The organism is Streptomyces sp. NBC_01474, from assembly GCF_035918215.1.
Taxonomy (GTDB): Bacteria; Actinomycetota; Actinomycetes; order Streptomycetales; family Streptomycetaceae; genus Streptomyces; species Streptomyces aureus.
The window spans coordinates 3342496-3358538 of the sequence record NZ_CP109449.1 but is presented as its reverse complement, the minus strand read 5'-3'; the positions used below and the strand labels follow the sequence as shown (position 1 = coordinate 3358538).

The 16043-nt window shown below is 72.4% G+C and carries 15 protein-coding genes and 2 pseudogenes; 11 read left to right on the top strand and 6 right to left on the bottom strand.

Annotated features, from left to right (window positions below; genetic code table 11):
• The first annotated feature begins 37 nt into the window (after positions 1-37).
• On the top strand, positions 38-580 hold the full coding sequence (locus OG758_RS15645) for a hypothetical protein (protein ID WP_326710575.1): 543 nt from the start codon (positions 38-40) through the stop codon (positions 578-580).
• A gap of 12 nt (positions 581-592) precedes the next feature.
• On the opposite strand, the gene zapE is transcribed toward OG758_RS15645, so the two are convergent.
• Entirely contained in the window at positions 593-1684 is a 1092-nt protein-coding gene (zapE, locus tag OG758_RS15640) for a cell division protein ZapE (RefSeq protein ID WP_326710574.1), read from the bottom strand.
• A gap of 37 nt (positions 1685-1721) precedes the next feature.
• On the opposite strand from zapE, the gene OG758_RS15635 reads away from it, so the two are divergent.
• The 4 genes from OG758_RS15635 to msrB all read left to right on the top strand — a co-directional run bounded on the left by OG758_RS15635 (position 1722) and on the right by msrB (position 5034).
• Positions 1722-2495 (top strand): pyrimidine reductase family protein, encoded by a 774-nt coding sequence (locus tag OG758_RS15635; protein WP_326710573.1) that lies wholly within the window; start codon positions 1722-1724, stop codon positions 2493-2495.
• 144 nt (positions 2496-2639) lie between these two features.
• Positions 2640-3113 (top strand): indole-3-glycerol phosphate synthase, encoded by a 474-nt coding sequence (locus OG758_RS15630; RefSeq protein ID WP_326710572.1) that lies wholly within the window; start codon positions 2640-2642, stop codon positions 3111-3113.
• Between the two features lie 105 nt (positions 3114-3218).
• Positions 3219-4613 (top strand): UDP-N-acetylmuramate--L-alanine ligase, encoded by a 1395-nt coding sequence (murC, locus tag OG758_RS15625; RefSeq protein ID WP_326710571.1) that lies wholly within the window; start codon positions 3219-3221, stop codon positions 4611-4613.
• 13 nt (positions 4614-4626) lie between these two features.
• Positions 4627-5034 carry a peptide-methionine (R)-S-oxide reductase MsrB gene (msrB, locus tag OG758_RS15620; RefSeq protein WP_326710570.1) on the top strand — a complete coding sequence of 136 codons (408 nt, stop codon included), beginning with the start codon at positions 4627-4629 and terminating at the stop codon, positions 5032-5034.
• 26 nt (positions 5035-5060) lie between these two features.
• On the opposite strand, the gene OG758_RS15615 is transcribed toward msrB, so the two are convergent.
• A complete protein-coding gene (locus tag OG758_RS15615; protein WP_266558708.1) occupies positions 5061-5522 on the bottom strand; it encodes a hypothetical protein in 462 nt (153 codons plus the stop codon).
• A 104-nt stretch (positions 5523-5626) separates the two neighbouring features.
• Positions 5627-5923, bottom strand: a pseudogene (locus OG758_RS15610) (cytochrome P450); the annotation flags it as partial.
• Positions 5924-6220: 297 nt separating this feature from the next.
• Here OG758_RS15610 and OG758_RS15605 point away from each other — a divergent pair.
• Positions 6221-7006, top strand: coding sequence for a pentapeptide repeat-containing protein (locus OG758_RS15605; RefSeq protein WP_326715933.1), 786 nt, complete (start codon positions 6221-6223; stop codon positions 7004-7006).
• Positions 7007-7020: 14 nt separating this feature from the next.
• Here OG758_RS15605 and OG758_RS15600 read toward each other — a convergent pair whose 3' ends face one another.
• Together OG758_RS15600 and OG758_RS15595 are read right to left on the bottom strand one after the other, a co-directional pair.
• Complete coding sequence (locus OG758_RS15600) at positions 7021-9087, bottom strand: prolyl oligopeptidase family serine peptidase (RefSeq protein ID WP_326710569.1); 2067 nt, start codon at positions 9085-9087, stop codon at positions 7021-7023.
• Between the two features lie 66 nt (positions 9088-9153).
• Positions 9154-9624, bottom strand: a complete 471-nt coding sequence (locus OG758_RS15595) for a universal stress protein (RefSeq protein ID WP_326710568.1) — start codon at positions 9622-9624, stop codon at positions 9154-9156.
• Between the two features lie 146 nt (positions 9625-9770).
• Between OG758_RS15595 and cyc2 the strand changes: the two genes are divergently transcribed.
• The 3 genes and pseudogenes from cyc2 to OG758_RS15580 all read left to right on the top strand — a co-directional run bounded on the left by cyc2 (position 9771) and on the right by OG758_RS15580 (position 12933).
• A complete protein-coding gene (gene cyc2 / locus OG758_RS15590) occupies positions 9771-11972 on the top strand; it encodes a germacradienol/geosmin synthase Cyc2 (protein WP_326710567.1) in 2202 nt (733 codons plus the stop codon).
• A 71-nt stretch (positions 11973-12043) separates the two neighbouring features.
• Positions 12044-12178 (top strand): annotated as a pseudogene (locus OG758_RS15585) (multicopper oxidase domain-containing protein); the annotation flags it as partial.
• A gap of 158 nt (positions 12179-12336) precedes the next feature.
• The gene (locus OG758_RS15580) at positions 12337-12933 is read left to right on the top strand and encodes a S1C family serine protease (RefSeq protein ID WP_326710565.1); all 597 of its coding nucleotides are present in this window, start codon (positions 12337-12339) and stop codon (positions 12931-12933) included.
• A 37-nt stretch (positions 12934-12970) separates the two neighbouring features.
• On the opposite strand, the gene OG758_RS15575 is transcribed toward OG758_RS15580, so the two are convergent.
• The gene (locus OG758_RS15575; RefSeq protein WP_326710564.1) at positions 12971-13768 is read right to left on the bottom strand and encodes a metallophosphoesterase; all 798 of its coding nucleotides are present in this window, start codon (positions 13766-13768) and stop codon (positions 12971-12973) included.
• A gap of 185 nt (positions 13769-13953) precedes the next feature.
• Between OG758_RS15575 and OG758_RS15570 the strand changes: the two genes are divergently transcribed.
• Complete coding sequence (locus OG758_RS15570) at positions 13954-15108, top strand: M24 family metallopeptidase (protein ID WP_442810331.1); 1155 nt, start codon at positions 13954-13956, stop codon at positions 15106-15108.
• A 5-nt stretch (positions 15109-15113) separates the two neighbouring features.
• Entirely contained in the window at positions 15114-16040 is a 927-nt protein-coding gene (locus OG758_RS15565) for an aminoglycoside phosphotransferase family protein (RefSeq protein ID WP_326710563.1), read from the top strand.
• Positions 16041-16043: the final 3 nt, after the last annotated feature.

Genomic DNA, 16043 nt, shown 5'->3' with positions numbered 1-16043 from the left:
CTCAGGGGGCCGGGCGGGTGACAGGGCCGGAGGGGACATGAAGGTGCTGCTGCGGGCGGTGCGCGCGATCGACCGGGTGGCGGTGCGGGCCATGGTGAACCGCGACCGGAGCCTGGCCCGTGCGCCGCGGCGTCCTGGCCGGATCCAGGCCTACGGCCACCGGCGTCCGGTGCGCGCGGGCGGCTTGCTGGGGGCCGCGACGGCGGCGCTCATGGTGGGGATCTGCGCAGTCGCGGGGTGGCGGTTCACGGGGGCGGCCGATGTCCTGGCGCTCGTCGCCGTCGGGACGGGGGTCGGCCTTCTCTTCGCCCTGACGCTGCGGTGGGAGCGCATGGCCAAGGAGGCCCTTGAGCACATCAACCGCGCCGAGCCGTTCAAGGCGCCGTCGGTCCGGAACGCTGTCGCCTGGATCGGTGGTACGTGGGTGGTGTTGACGGTGATGTGGTGGAGCGAGGACGCGAGGCAGGGCAGGGATGCCGACTGGCTTGTCAGTGCGGTGTGTGCCGCTGCCCTGACGGTGCTCATCAGCTCGGCGGGCTTTGTGGTCGGGCTTGTGACCGGCAGGCGACGCCGCAGGTGACCCCGGGCGGCCCTATGCGCGCACCAGCCCCTTGGCGTCCCGGGCGAGCGCCGTCAGGCGGGAGATCGCGCGGAAGTACTTCTTGCGGTAGCCGCCGTTCAGCATCTCCTCGCTGAACAGCTGGTCGAAGGGGAGTCCGGAGGCGAGCACGGGGATCTCGCGGTCGTAGAGCCGGTCGGCGAGCACGACGAGCCGCAGCGCCGTCGACTGGTCGGGGACGGGCTGCACGTCCGTGAGGCAGACCGCCTTCAGGTCGTCCGTCAGGGCGCCGTAGCGGCTGGGGTGCACGCGCGCGAGGTGGTCGAGCAGATGCGGGAAGTCGTCGAGCGCGGCACCCTGCGTCGCGTACGCCGCCTTCGTCACCTGTTCGTCGGAGAACGGGGCGGGCGCTTCGGGCAGGCCGCGGTGGCGGTAGTCCTCGCCGTCGATGCGCAGGGGGCGGAAGTGCGCGGACAGGCCCTGGATCTCGCGCAGGAAGTCGACGGAGGCGAACCGGCCCTCGCCGAGCTTGCCCGGCAGCGTGTTCGAGGTTGCGGCGAGCGCGACGCCCGCGTCGACGAGCTTGCCCAGCAGGGTCGACACCAGGACCGTGTCGCCCGGGTCGTCCAGCTCGAACTCGTCGATGCACAGCAGCCGGTGCTCGCCGAGCGTGCGCACCGTCTGCTGGAAGCCGAGCGCGCCCACCAGGTTCGTCAGCTCGACGAACGTGCCGAACGCCTTCTGCTCGGGGGCCGCCGGGGTGGCGTGCCAGAGCGAGGCGAGCAGGTGGGTCTTGCCGACGCCGTAGCCGCCGTCCAGATAGACGCCGCGGGGCCCGGTGGGTGCCGCGGGCTTCTTGGCGAACCACCGCCGCTTGCCCGAGCCGCTCGCGTGGGCGCCGCCGAGCCCGGCCGCGAAGTCGCTCAGGACCCGCACCGCATCGGTCTGGCTGGGCTGATCGGGGTCCGGGATGTACGTCTCGAAGCGGACCGAGTCGAAGCGCGGCGGGGGCACCATCTCGGCGACCAGACGGTCCGCGGGGACGAGCGGCTCACGGGCGCACAGGGACAGCGGGGCCGCGTCGGCTATCGGACTCTGGGCCGGGGCAGTGGTGGAGGACGACACAGCACCCAACTCTAGACGCCGTGGGAGACTGCGTGACATGCGACGCCTGTTCCCTGTGACGTACGAAACAGCAGATCACGCGGGCCACGAACCCCGTGAATGGAGTCTCGGCGAGCTCGCGGACGCCTATGCCTACCCCTTGGGGCAGGACGTATGGCTGCGGGCCAACATGGTCTCCACGCTCGACGGCGCCGCCCAGCACGACGGCCGCTCGCAGGGCATCTCGTGCGCCGCCGACATGCGGATCTTCGGCACCCTGCGCGGTCTCGCGGACGCCGTCCTGGTCGGTGCGGAAACGGTCCGTATGGAGGGCTATCGCCCGGCACGCGCGCGTGAGGCCTTCGCCGCGCGCAGGGAGGCGGCCGGACAGGGCCCCGCCCCGGCCATCGCGGTGATCACCGCGAGCCTGGACCTCGACTTCTCCCTCCCGCTCTTCACGTCGCCCCTCGTCCCCACCTTCGTGGTCACCGGCGCCGGAGCCCCGCCCGACCGTATGGAGGCCGCTCGCAAGGCCGGCGCCGAGGTGCTGATCGCCGGCGAGGGCGCCACGGTCGAGCCGGAGCGCGCGGTCCGGGCGCTCGCGGAGCGCGGGCTCACCCGGCTGCTCACGGAGGGTGGACCCCGCCTGCTCGGCCAGTTCGTGGCCGCACAGGTGCTCGACGAACTCTGTCTGACGCTGTCGCCGATGCTCACGGCCGGAGACGCCCAGCGCATTGCCGGGGGACCGTCCCTGACCGTCCCTGAGCGTTTCGAGATGGCTTCTGTACTGGAAGAGGCCGGGTTCCTGTTCACCCGATACCGTCGGAGCTGACAATCAGTGGAATCTGCCGTTCCGTTTAGCTTCCGCTGGGCACACTAAATCTCGCAGACCCCGTACGGCCACGGGGCAGGATGGTTTCCGCAGGGACCGGTCGAGAGTCGACGGCCCACGGAGGAGAGAAGAAGGGCGCCTGTCGTGTTCACGAGCGTATTGATGATCGAGAAGGCCCTGACGTCCGCCGACGTGGAGTTCGTCACCACCTTGCACGGTGATGAGGAAGTCGCGTTCCACGTGCTGCTCCAGCCCCGCGGCGACCAGGCCGACCGCCTGCTGCGGGCCATCGACGACGTCGCCATGGGGGAGCTCGACGACGCGGCGAAGGAGAAGGACGTACCCGAGGGCCGGGACGCCACGGAACCCGGCGAACAAGCACTCCAGGTCTCCCTCGCCGCACTCCACCAGGCCGGCTGCGAGGCGGAGGGCCGCCTCGTCGAGGACCACCCCCTGGACGCGCTGAAGTCCCTCGTCGACGAGATCGGCGCCGACGAGGTCATCGTCCTGACCGACCCGCATTACGTGGAGGAGTTCTTCCACCGTGACTGGGCCTCGCGCGCCCGGCACAAGGTGGGCGTCCCGGTCCTGAAGCTCTTCTCGTACAGCAAGGTGTAGCCGCCAGGGCGGTACGGGGTTGCGCGGGCGGGGTGCACGGAGAAAGTAGGCTGAGCCTGCCCGCACAGTGGGCACGCAGCAGCACACCGTCCCAGGGAGAAACCAATGGCACCCGGCCTGCCCACCGCCATGGACCGACCGCACTTCATCGGCATCGGCGGCGCCGGAATGTCGGGCATCGCGAAGATCCTCGCGCAGCGCGGCGCCCAGGTCGCCGGCAGTGACTCCAGGGAGTCCGCCACGGCCGGGGCGCTGCGCTCGCTCGGTGCCACGGTCCACATCGGCCACGACGCCGCGCACCTCGCGCCGGACGCCACCTGCGTCGTCGTCTCCTCCGCGATCCGCGCAGACAACCCCGAGCTGGCCCGCGCCGCCGAGCTCGGCATCCCGGTCGTCCACCGCTCCGACGCCCTCGCCTCGCTCATGGTCGGCCTGCGCCCCATCGCGGTCGCCGGCACGCACGGCAAGACGACGACCACGTCGATGCTGGCGGTGTCCCTGTCCTCCCTGGGCCTCGACCCCTCATACGCCATCGGCGGCGACCTCGACGCCCCCGGCTCGAACGCGCTGCACGGCGCGGGTGAGATCTTCGTCGCCGAGGCCGACGAGTCGGACCGCAGCTTCCACAAGTACGCGCCCGAGGTCGCCATCGTCCTCAACGTCGAGCTCGACCACCACGCCAACTACGCGTCGATGGACGAGATCTACGAGTCCTTCGAGACCTTCGCCTCCAAGATCGTCCCCGGTGGCACGCTCGTCATCGCCGCGGACCAGTCCGGCGCGGTCGAGCTGACCCGCCGGCTGCGGGACACGACGTCCCTGAAGGTCGTCACCTACGGCGAGTCGGAGGCGGCCGACGTCCGCATCCACAAGGTCACCCCGCGCGGCCTGACCAGCGAGGTCACCGTCCTCCTCGACGGCAAGCTGCTCACGTTCACGGTCTCGGTCCCCGGCCGCCACTACGCGCACAACGCGGTCGCGGCCCTCGCCGCCGGCGTCGCGCTCGGCATCCCCTCCCGCAACCTGGCCGCGGCGCTGAAGTCGTACACCGGCGTCAAGCGCCGCCTCCAGCTCAAGGGCGAGGAGAACGGCGTACAGGTCATCGACTCGTACGCGCACCACCCCACCGAGATGTCCGCCGACCTCGAGGCGATGCGCTCGGCCGCGGGGGACTCCCGGATCCTCGTCGTCTTCCAGCCCCACCTCTTCTCCCGCACCCAGGAGCTCGGCAAGGAGATGGGCGACGCCCTCGCCCTCGCCGACGCGTCCGTGGTCCTGGACATCTATCCGGCCCGCGAGGACCCGATCCCCGGCATCACCAGCGGCCTCATCATCGACGCGGCGCGCGCCGCGGGCGCCGACGTGGACGCCGTCCACGACAAGGCGACCGTGCCCGACGTGATCGCGGGAATGGCCAAGCCGGGCGACCTTGTTCTCACCATGGGCGCGGGTGACGTCACGGAGCTCGGCCCGCAGATCCTGGATCGCCTTGCCAAGTGAAGGACTGAACTGAATGTCGTACGACGTCGAAAAGCCGGACGAGGAGTGGCGCGCGGAGCTGACCCCGGCGGAGTACGCGGTACTGCGCCAGGCCGGCACCGAGCCCGCCTTCGTCGGTGAGTACACGGACACCAAGACCCAGGGCGTCTACTCCTGTCGCGCGTGCGGCGCGGAGCTCTTCACCTCGGGAGAGAAGTTCGAGTCGCACTGCGGCTGGCCGTCCTTCTTCGATCCGAAGGACACGGACGCCGTCGAGCTGATCGCGGACCGCTCGCACGGCATGGTCCGCACCGAGGTGCGCTGTGCCCGCTGCGGCTCGCACCTCGGACACGTCTTCGAGGGCGAGGGCTACCCCACCCCGACGGACCAGCGGTACTGCATCAACTCGATCTCGCTGCGGCTGGCGCCGGAAGCGGGCTGAGCCGGGCCCGGGGCTCCGGCGGAGGCTCAGTCCTCCGCCGGCGTCTCCGGGCGCATCATCGGGTGCACGACGCCCGGGAAGACGCGGGCCCGGACCACCGGCTCCGCGGAGCCGCCCTGCACGATCGTCTCGGCGATGCCCCACGGGCGGCCGGGCAGGACGACGGTCAGCGTGTACGAGGACGCGCAGCCCATGCAGTCGTACTTGTCCATCCACGTCTCGACGTCCGTGAGGCTGCCGGGGGCGCGGGCCACGTGGCGGTGGACGGCGTGGCAGCGGTCGCACTTCTCGCCGGGCTCGCAGGTCCCGCCGCAGGGGCAGGGGACGTCCAGGGAGTCCGCGGGCCGCCAGCGCTGGGTGCGCACGGCCTCCGCGGTGGCGCCCATGTCCTTCATCGCCTTGAGGTTCTTGGCGGCGACGACGTACGACTCTCCGGTCGACGTCATCCGGTGCCGGATCACGTGCTTGCGTCCGCGGTTCGTCGTCATCTGGTTCCTCCTGGGTTCACGCAGCCCGCCAGGAGGCCCACGAGATCGTTCCTCCCCCACGGTACCGGGCCCGGCGGGTGCACCGGGCCACGAGAGACCGGGGAGAGGTCAGCCGGGGGCCGTGGCGACCGGGCCAGCTCCAGCAGGCCGCCGGGGGCCGCGCTGCGCACCGTGTCGTTGCCGGCGACCGTGAGCAGGAAGAAGAACATCTCGAGCTCGGCCGCCGTCAGGTCGGCGTCGGTGGCCAGGACCGTCATGACGTCGTCCGCCGGGTGTGTCCGCTTGTGCGCGGCGAGCGAGCGCGCGTAGGCGAACATGTCGCGCGGCATCGCGGGGGAGCGCGGGTCGACCGGTCTGCCGTCGGCGTCGAGGACGGGCTCGTCCGCCTCGTCCGGGTGCTGACAGTGGGGGGAGCGGTCCCTGCCTGCGCCGCACCACCGTGGCCCGCGACCCCAGGGGCGCACAAAGGCGCGCGGCGGCATCGGGGACAATGAAGGCTCCACCCGGGCGCAGGCGGCGACGCCGTGCCCGTCGAGCAGACACCACGTAGGAGAACGGGCCCGTTGTCCCAGAAGCGCGAGAACCGTCCTGAGGCCGTCGCGTCCGACGGGGCCGTCCCGGGCACCGCACCCGTCCCGGGCACCTCCGTCCCTGGCACCGGCACCGTTCCGGAGGCCGGGCACCGCCGTCGGCTCGACCTGCGCGCCGACTGCGGGAACTGCTTCGGGCTGTGCTGTGTCGCCTTGCCCTTCGCCAAGTCCTCCGACTTCGCCGCGAACAAGCCCGCGGGCCGGCCGTGCCGCAACCTCCAGGACGACTTCCGCTGCGGCATCCACGCCACGCTCCGGGACAAGGGCTACGCGGGCTGCACGGTCTTCGACTGCTTCGGAGCCGGCCAGCAGGTGTCACAGGGCACGTTCGGCGGCGAGGACTGGCGTACGTCGCGCGGGACCGCGCGCGCGATGTTCGACGTCTTCCCCGTCATGCGTCAACTGCACGAACTCCTCTGGTACTTGACCGAGGCGCTGGATCTGGAGCGGGCCCGCCCGGCGCACCAGGAGGTGCGGCGCGCCCTCGACGGGATCGAGGAGCTCACCCGCGCCGACGCCGCCACCCTCACCGCGGCCGACATCCCCACCCTCCGCGGCGAGGTCAGCGAGACGCTCCTGAAGGTCAGCGAACTCGTACGGGCGGCCGTCCCCGGCCGCAGGAAGAATCACCGGGGCGCCGACCTGATGGGCGCCCGCCTCAAGGGCGCCGACCTGCGAGGCGCCAACCTGCGCGGCGCCTACCTGATCGCGGCCGACCTCACCGGCGCCGACGTGCGCGAGGCCGACCTCATCGGGGCCGACCTCCGCGACGCGCGTCTTCAGGGCGCCGATCTGACCGGCAGCATCTTCCTCACGCAGGCACAGGTCAACGCGGCCCGCGGGGACGGCTCGACGAAGATCCCGGCCTCCTTGAGCCGTCCCGCGCACTGGTAGGCACCTGCGAGTCGTCAGATCCCCAGGGACTTCTTCAGGAAGTCGAGCTGGAACAGCAGCAGGTTCTCCGCGACGTCCTCCTGCGTGACCATGTGCGTCGCGCCCGGCAGCGGAAGAACCTGGTGGCTGCGGCCCGCCGCGAGCAGCGCCGCCGACAGGCGCAGGGTGTGCGCGACCGCCACATTGTCGTCGGCGAGCCCGTGCACCAGCAGGAGCGGGCGGCGCAGCAGCGGCGCGTCGGCGATCAGGGAGCAGCGCTCGTAGTTCTCGGGCTCCTCGTCGGGATGTCCGAGATAGCGCTCCTTCCAGTGCGTGTCGTACAGCCGCTGGTCGGTGGGCGGCGCGCCCGCCACCGCCGCGTGGAAGACGTCGGGCCTGCGCAGCACGGCGCCCGCGGCCAGGAACCCGCCGAACGACCAGCCACGGATCGCGACCCGCGTCAGGTCGAGGTCGGGGAACTCCGCCCCGGCCGCCTGCACGGCGGCGACCTGGTCGTCCAGGGCGTGGGTCAGGATGTCGCCGCGGATCTCCTTCTCCCACGCGGGACCGCGCCCCGGGGAGCCGCGCCCGTCCGTGACCAGGACCGCGAAGCCCTGCTCGGCGAACCACTGCGACAGATGCGCGGGCCAGCCGAGGCCGCGCGTGGCAACCAGCAGGTGCTGGCCCCCGTACGGGTTCACCAGGACGGGGAGCGTGGCGCTGCCCGGTGTGTGCCACGACGGGAGGAACAGCTGGCTGCGCAACTCCCGCTCGCCGAGCCGCAGATGGGCGGGGCGCGTGGGGACGACGGGGCGCTCGGCGAGCGAGGCGATCTCCCCGTCGGGGCTGCCCTTCTTCGTCACCTCTACCTTCACGGCGTCCTCCCGGCGGCTCACCAGGACCGTGGTGCCGCCCGCGGAGACCGCCGTGTGCACGCCCGGCGTGTCCGTGAGCCGGACGCAGCCCGCGTCGGGCGCCCAGGTCCACACGTGGGTCTCGGTGGGCTCGTCACCACCCTCGAACAGCACGGACTCGCCCTGGGCGCCGAGCACGTGACGGATCTGGAGGCCCACCGGGGTCACCGGCTTCCCGGCCACGACGAGGCGGCGGGTGTCCTGCTCGTCGCGGGTCGTCACCAGCGCGCCGGACGCCGTGCGGCACGGGGCGCCGGGGACCAGCTCGACCCAGGCCGCGTCGCGCTGCTCGTCCAGGAGGCGGGTGGCGCCCGTCGCCGGGTCCACGGCCAGCGTACGCAGCGTCCTCTGGTCGCGGCTCTGCACTGCGGCGAACGGGCCGTGCGCGTCCCACCCGACCACAGGCACGTACTCGAACGCCCCACGGTCCCAGTCCACTTCGGCCCGGGAGCCGTCCAGGTGCAGCACATGGAGCGACACGTCGGCGTTGGCCGTGCCCGCCGCCGGGTAGCGCACGGCGCGCGGCGGCGCCGAAGGGTCGGCCGGGTCGGAGAGGTACCAGCGCTGCACGCGCGACGTGTCCACGCGCGCGGCGAGCAGCGCACCGCCGTCGGGCGCCCACCAGTGACCGCGCGGCCGGCCCATCGACTCCGAGGACGCGTGGTCGGTCAGCCCGTAGGTGATGTCGGGGCCTTCGGGCGCCGCGAGGAGCCGGTCCTCGCCGTCGAGTGTGACGACGTGCAACGCGCCGCCGGTGACGTACGCGACGAACCGGCCGTCGGGGGACAGACGCGGGTCCACGACCGGGCCCGCCGCCGACACGGGGAACGGGACGCCGTCCGCGACACGGACCGCCCAGAGTGCTCCCGACAGGGCGTACACGACAGTGCGGCACTCGGCGTCGGCCGAGTACGAGACGAGCCCCACCGCGCTCTCGCGCGCCCGCTCCCTGCGCACCCGCTCGGCGGCCGGCACGTCTCCCGCGCGCGCGGTGCGCGAGACGTTCACCAGGACGCGCTCCGCACCGTCCTCGTGGAGCCACAGGGCACTCACGGGGTCGGCGCCGCCGCCCGTGCGCAGGAACAGGACGCGCCCGCCGTCCGCCGAGACCGTGAACCGGCTCGGTGCGCCCAGGGCGAAGCGGCGGGTGCGGGCGTACTGGCGCGGGAACTCTCGGGCATCGTCCATGAGGGCACTCTGGCATGCCCTGCTGACACCCCGTCGGGTGGGCGAGGGGGCGGGCCGCCGCTCGCGTCAGGTGTCGGACTTTTCCCGCACCACCACGACCGAGCAGTGCGCGTGCTGCGTCACCTGCTGGCTCACCGAGCCGAGCAGCGCCCCCTTGAAGCCGCCGTAGCCGCGGGTGCCCACGACCAGGAGGTCCGCGGCCCCGGACGCCTCGACGAGGACCTTCGCCGCGGGCCCCTGCACCATGCGGCTGTGCACCGGGACGGGCGGGTTCTCTCCGATCGTCTCCGTGACGACGTCGATGAGCTTCACGCGTGAGGTCTCCTCGGGGGAGAGCGGTCGGCGACCGCCCACCACCGTGTCCCCGTCGGCGGGCCCGCCGAGGCTGAAGGGGTTCGTGGACCACTCCCAACTCATGACGGCGTGCACCCGGCCGCCGACGAGCGTGGCCTGCCGCACGGCCCAGCGGAGGGCTTCCTTCGAGTGGTTCGAACCGTCGACACCTACGACGATCAACGGCTCCGTGGCCTGGCTCACCGAGGACTCCTCAGATGGGGGATCGGGGTGGACTTGGGTACCGCCCTTTTCCCCGTCCGGGCGCCCCTCAGTCGCGGGTTCACGCGATGGTGCGGTCATGTGCCGCCGTCCGGATGCCCGTCGGGGGCCACGGGTAGGGCCGGGCCATGACGCAGCCGTTCGAACTGCCGCACTTCTACATGCCGTACCAGGCGCGGCTCAATCCACACCTCGACGAGGCGCGGGCGCACTCCAGCCGGTGGGCCCGCGAGATGGGCATGCTGGAGGGGTCGGGCATCTGGGAGCGGAGCGACCTCGACGCGCACGACTACGGACTGCTGTGCGCGTACACCCATCCCGACTGCGACGGGCCCGCCCTGTCGCTCGTCACCGACTGGTACGTGTGGGTCTTCTTCTTCGACGACCACTTCCTGGAGACGTTCAAGCGGACCATGGACCGCGAGGGCGGCAAGGCCTATCTGGACCGCCTGCCCCTGTTCATGCCGATGGACCTGTCGACCCCCGTGCCCGAGCCGCGGAACCCCGTCGAGGCGGGCCTCGCCGACCTCTGGGCGCGCACCGTGCCCGCCATGTCGGTGGACTGGCGCCGAAGGTTCGCCGAGTCGACCGAACACCTCCTCAACGAGTCGATGTGGGAGCTGTCCAACATGAACGAGGGGCGGATCTCCAACCCCGTCGAGTACATCGAGATGCGCCGCAAGGTCGGCGGCGCGCCCTGGTCGGCGGGGCTCGTCGAGTACGCGACCTCCGAGGTGCCCGCGTCCGTCGCCGGGTCGAGGCCCCTGCGTGTGCTGATGGAGACGTTCTCCGACGCCGTGCACCTGCGCAACGACCTCTTCTCCTACCAGCGGGAGGTCGAGGACGAGGGCGAGCTGAGCAACGGCGTGCTCGTCCTGGAGACATTCTTCGGCTGTACGACGCAGGAGGCGGCGCAGACCGTCAACGACATCCTCACCTCACGCCTCCACCAGTTCGAGCACACCGCGCTCACCGAAGTGCCCGCCCTCGCCGTCGAGAAGGGGCTCACGCCGCCCGAGGTCGCCGCGGTCACCGCGTACACGCGGGGCCTCCAGGACTGGCAGTCGGGGGGCCACGAATGGCATCTGCGCTCCAGCCGGTACATGAACGAGGGGGCGACCGGGAGCGACCCCCTGGCGGGGCCCACCGGGATCGGCACGTCCGGTGCGGACGTCGGTGCGCTGCTCGCGGCGGCCGGCGCCGAGCGGCTGCGCGCCTACACACATGTGCCGTACCAGAAGGTGGGCCCGTCCCTGCTCCCCGACTTCCGCATGCCGTTCCGACTCCGGCTGAATCCCGGCCTGGGGGAGGCCCGCCGGCGCATCGCCCCGTGGGCGCACGCCATGGGCATCCTGGAGGAGGGCGTATGGGACGAGGACAAGCTCGCCGCCTACGACCTGCCCCTGTGCTCGGCCGGTCTCGACCCCGACGGGGACCAGGACGCCCTGGACCTGAGCGCGCACTGGCTGGCCTGGGGGACGTACGGGGACGACTACTACCCGCTCGTCTTCGGGGGCCGGCGTGACCTCGCCGCGGCGAAGCTGTGCACCGAGCGGCTCTCCGCGTGCATGCCCGTCGACGGCGGCGAGTTCCCGCCGCCCGTGACTGCGATGGAGCGCGGCCTCGCCGACCTCTGGACCCGCACCGCCGCCGGGATGACGACCGCGCAGCGGCGCACCCTGAAGGCGTCCGTCGACGTCATGACGGAGAGCTGGGTGTGGGAGCTGTCCAACCAGCTCCAGAACCGCATCCCGGACCCCGTCGACTACTTGGAGATGCGCCGCGCCACCTTCGGCGCAGACCTCACTTTGGGCCTGAGCCGGATGGGCCACGGCCCGGCCGTGCCGCCCGAGATCTATCGCAGCGGCCCCGTCCGCTCACTGGAGAACGCGGCCGTCGACTACGGGATGCTCCTGAACGACGTGTTCTCGTACCAGAAGGAGATCGAGTACGAGGGCGAGATCCACAACGGCATCCTCGTCGTGCAGAACTTCTTCGGCTGCGACTACCCGACCGCGCTCGGTGTCGTGCACGACCTGATGACGCAGCGCATGCGGCAGTTCGAGCACATCGCCACCCATGAATTCCCCGTCCTCTACGACGACTTCAAGCTGTCGCGGGAGGCTCGGGCGACCTTGGACGGCTATGTGGTGGAGCTCCAGAACTGGATGGCCGGAATCCTCAACTGGCACCGTGACTGCCGCCGTTACGGAGCCGTCGACCTGGCCCGGCGCGCGCATGGCTTCGTACCGGGGCGGTTGCCGAACCTTTTCGGCCGGAATGAGCGATTCATGGAACCCTCGTGGGGTGTGGTGAGTCCTGTGAGGTGAAGGCGGCCACTGGTCGGCCGCACCACGGGGGAGGTGTCCTCTCGGGCTCCTTCCGCGCGGTGAACCCGCTTGTCGTGCACCCCATGCACATCCATCTCGCCGACTTCCAGATCCTCGGCCGTGGCACCTGCGACGTCTCGGGGTTCGACGTGACGGCCGGCGGCACGCTCGCGCCCGACCCGGCCACGCCGGTCCCGCTCCCGCCGAGGCGATGAAGTTCGACCACGGGGCGGGGCGCGGCGGACATGGGGGGCATGAGGGGCGCAGCGGCTGACTGGATGCCAGAAATGCCCGGTTCAGTCTCACTCGTTCGGGAATCGTCGCGCCGGACGCGGACGGGTAGGGCTTTGGCCGGAGGTGGGCCATGGAACAGACCGCGTTGCGCCCCAAGTCGATGCCCGGAGCTCCGCGTCGTGAGGCGGCGGCCGCCCGGGGGAACGGTTCGGGCGGCCGCCGCCCGCACGCGGCGCGGCGCCGCGGCAGGCGCCTCGTCACTCTGCTGCTCGGCCTGCTGTTCGGGGCCGTGCTCGTGCTGTCGGGCGTCGGCCTCGGCACGGTCGGCGCGGCCGTCATAGGCATGAGCAAACTGGCCGAGATGCAGCAGCAGGCGGGGGCGGCGCCGCGGCCTCCCGCGCTCGCGCCGTCCCGTCCGCCGGCCGCGTCCGCCTCCCCGTCGCCTTCCGTCCGCCCCGTGCGGGCGGCGCTCGGCGTCGAGGCGGTGGACGCGCCCAAGGGGGCGGGGGCGCTGCTCGTGGGCGTGCACGTCCCCGGCCCCGGCTACACGGCCGGCCTCGTCCGGGGCGATGTGCTGATCGCCTTCGGCGGGAGCCGGATCGGCTCGGCGGGCGCGCTCGCCCAGGCGGTGGCGGCCGCGCGCCCGGGACAGCAGGTCACTCTGACGGTCCGGCACGAGTCCGGCGCGCACCAGGTGCTGGCGGTGACTCCTGGGGTGGTGACGTAGGGGATCGCCAGGGGATCGCTCTCGCTCCGAGGGGGGATCACACGACCCGGAAGTGCGTCGTCAGCCGCCGCTCGTCGTCGAGGATGTGGAAGGCCAGGCCCACCGGAGCCTCCCGGTCGGCCACACCCTCGCCCTCCCAGGGCAGTCGCAGCGTCCACGTCACACCCGGGCCGATCACCAGGGGGCGGCCCGCGAACACCGTGGCGGCCGGGGTGTGCGCGTGCCCCGCGATGATCCCGGCGATCTCCGGCCGCCGCTCCAACAGGGCGGCCAGGGCCAGCGGTTGATCCAGCTGGTACGCGTCGGGCAGCGGGTGGTGCAGTGCCACCGGCGGGTGGTGGAACGCGAGCAGGACGGGCGTCTCGCTGTCGAGCCCGTCGAGAGTGTCCTCCAGCCAGCCGTACGTCTCCTCGTCGAGCCGGCCCTCGTCCGCGCCCGGAATGCTGGAGTCGCACATGAGGACCACGACGCCGCCCACGCGGTGGGCGCGGTTCACCGGCCCCTCGGCGGCGGGTTCGCGGAGCAGCGCCTTGCGGTAGGGCGCCCGGCTGTCGTGGTTGCCGGGACAGGGTAGGACGGGGAAGGGCAGGGCTGGCGGTGGTGGGCCGGGGAAGGGCGGGCCGCCGCCGTTCGGCCCGCCCGTGTGCAGCCCGAGCAGCCCCGCCGCCTCCTCGTACTCGGACTCCGCGCCGTGGTCGGCGATGTCGCCGGTGACGAGGAGGGCGTCCACGGGGCCCGGCAGTGCCCGGAGGTGGTCGATCACGCGCCGGGCCCGCTCCGTGGCGCGCGGGGTCCCGTCGAGGTGCAGGTCGCTGATCTGGGCCAGAACAAGCATGGTCTTACGCCCTCCGGAGAAGCGGCTTAACGGATGAGGTCGATCTAACCATTAGTCGTAATGGTCAATCAATGGGTTGGCATTAGATGGCGGTCCGGCCGGGTGGCGCGCACATGCGGGAACGGACTCGCGTCAGGCCCGGCGGACGGGCAGGATGCTGCCCGTACGTCCTTTTTGTAGAAGCGATGTTCAGCTCGGAGTACCCGGAGGACCGGATGACCGCCACGCCCGCGCCGTTCACGGCCGACGACTACAAGGCCCGCATGGAGCGCGCCGCCCGGTCCGCGGCCGACGCGGGACTCGCCGGCGTCCTCGTCGCCCCCGGCCCCGACATGGTCTGGCTCACCGGCTACTCGCCCACGGCCGACACCGAGCGCCTCACGATGCTCGTCCTCGCCCCGGGCCGGGACCCCGTCCTCGTCGTGCCGACCCTGGAGGCACCGGACGCCGCGAAGGCCGTGGGGGCGGACGCCCTCACCCTGCGGGACTGGACCGACGGCAAGGACCCGTACGCGGTGACCGCGCCCCTCCTTGACGCCTCCGGGCGCTTCGGCGTCAGCGACAACGCTTGGGCGATGCACCTCATCGGGCTGCAGAAGACGCTGCCCGACACCTCGTACGCCTCCCTCACGGAGGCCCTGCCGATGCTGCGCGCCGTCAAGGACGCGGCCGAACTCGAACGGCTCACGGCGGCCGGCGAGGCGGCCGACGCCACGTACGAGGAGATCAAGAAGGTGGCCTTCGCGGGCCGCAGGGAGATCGACGTCGCGGGCGATCTCGCCGGTCTGCTGCGGCAGTTCGGGCACTCGCAGGTCGACTTCACCGTCGTCGGATCGGGCCCGAACGGCGCCAACCCGCACCACGAGGCGGGCGAGCGCGTCATCGAGAACGGCGACATGGTCGTCCTCGACTTCGGCGGCCTCAAGCACGGCTACGGCTCCGACACCTCCCGCACCGTGCACGTCGGCGAGCCGACCGCCGAGGAGCGGCGCGTCCACGACGTCGTGCGTGAGGCGCAGGCGGCGGGTTGCGCGGCGGTCAGGCCGGGCGCCGCGTGCCAGGACGTCGACCGCGCCGCCCGCGCCGTCATCACCGAGTTCGGCTACGGCCAGTACTTCATCCACCGCACCGGCCACGGCATCGGCGTCACCACCCACGAGCCGCCCTACATGATCGAGGGTGAGGAACAGCCCCTCGTCCCCGGAATGTGCTTCTCCGTGGAGCCGGGCATCTACCTTCCGGGCCGCTTCGGGGTGCGCATCGAGGACATCGTGACGGTCACCGAGGACGGCGTACGACGGCTGAACAGCACGTCGCGGGACATGGCGATCGTGAGCTAGACGCCATGTCCGACGCCCCGCGGCCCACCCAGGACACCGTACGAAGACTGCTGGGCGCCCTCCTCCCGGACAGCGGGCAGCTCGACGTCAGTGCTGTGGCCGAGGGCGGTGAGCACTCCACCTGGTGGGTCGGTACCCGCTATGTGCTGCGCCTCGCCCTCGACGCGCCGGCGTCCGTGCGCCAGCGCCGCGAGATCAGGCTCCGTGACCTCGTGCGCCAGCACGTCGGCATCGCCGTGCCCGCCTCGCTCGCGTCCGGCGAGTGGGCGAGCGGGCGCACGTACTCCCTCGACACGCGGCTGCGGGGCGCGTCGGGCGAGGCCGTCGACGTGACCGCGGCCGGCGAGGAGGATCTCGCGGGGCTGCTCGGCGGGCTGCGGGAGGTGCCCGCGGCGCGGGCCGAGGCGCTCGGGCTCGCGAGGACGGCGCCGCGCTCGCTCGACGCGCTGCGCCAGGGGGCGGCGCGGGCCGCCGAACTCCTCGGCGGTGACGGCGAGTTCGAACCCGCGCGGCTCGCGCAGCTGACCGCGCAGGCCGCCGCTCAGCTCGCCCCCCAGCCCGGCGCCGTCGTCGTCCACCACGACCTCAAGGGCGAGCACCTCACCGTGACCCCCGACGGCCGGGTGCGCGGCGTCCTCGACTGGTCCGACGCCGTCATCGGTGACCCGGCGGAGGACATCGCGGGCCTGAGCATCGCGGTCGGCGCCCGCGCGGCCGTCCGCGCGGCGACCCTCGCCGGTTACGGCGCCCGCGCCAGCCTGCGCGGCCTGTGGCTGGCCCGCTGCGACACGCTCGTACGCCTCGGCGAGCGCCTCCACGGCACGGACGACAGCCCCGTGCCGCTGCTGCGCACCCAGCTGGAGCGCGCGTGGGAGGCGATCCTCCTCGAACTCGTGACGGAACTCGCCGACAAGGACCCGGAGACCGGCTGAAGC

Bases quoted from the DNA above. Each gene is read 5' to 3' on its own strand.
- OG758_RS15645 (WP_326710575.1), top strand. From the start codon at position 38: ATGAAGGTGCTGCTGCGGGCGGTGCGCGCGATCGACCGGGTGGCGGTG.
- OG758_RS15635 (WP_326710573.1), top strand. From the start codon at position 1,722: ATGCGACGCCTGTTCCCTGTGACGTACGAAACAGCAGATCACGCGGGC.
- murC (WP_326710571.1), top strand. From the start codon at position 3,219: ATGGCACCCGGCCTGCCCACCGCCATGGACCGACCGCACTTCATCGGC.
- msrB (WP_326710570.1), top strand. From the start codon at position 4,627: ATGTCGTACGACGTCGAAAAGCCGGACGAGGAGTGGCGCGCGGAGCTG.
- OG758_RS15615 (WP_266558708.1), bottom strand. From the start codon at position 5,522: ATGACGACGAACCGCGGACGCAAGCACGTGATCCGGCACCGGATGACG.
- OG758_RS15600 (WP_326710569.1), bottom strand. From the start codon at position 9,087: ATGGACGATGCCCGAGAGTTCCCGCGCCAGTACGCCCGCACCCGCCGC.
- cyc2 (WP_326710567.1), top strand. From the start codon at position 9,771: ATGACGCAGCCGTTCGAACTGCCGCACTTCTACATGCCGTACCAGGCG.
- OG758_RS15580 (WP_326710565.1), top strand. From the start codon at position 12,337: ATGGAACAGACCGCGTTGCGCCCCAAGTCGATGCCCGGAGCTCCGCGT.
- OG758_RS15575 (WP_326710564.1), bottom strand. From the start codon at position 13,768: ATGCTTGTTCTGGCCCAGATCAGCGACCTGCACCTCGACGGGACCCCG.
- OG758_RS15570 (WP_442810331.1), top strand. From the start codon at position 13,954: ATGTTCAGCTCGGAGTACCCGGAGGACCGGATGACCGCCACGCCCGCG.
- OG758_RS15565 (WP_326710563.1), top strand. From the start codon at position 15,114: ATGTCCGACGCCCCGCGGCCCACCCAGGACACCGTACGAAGACTGCTG.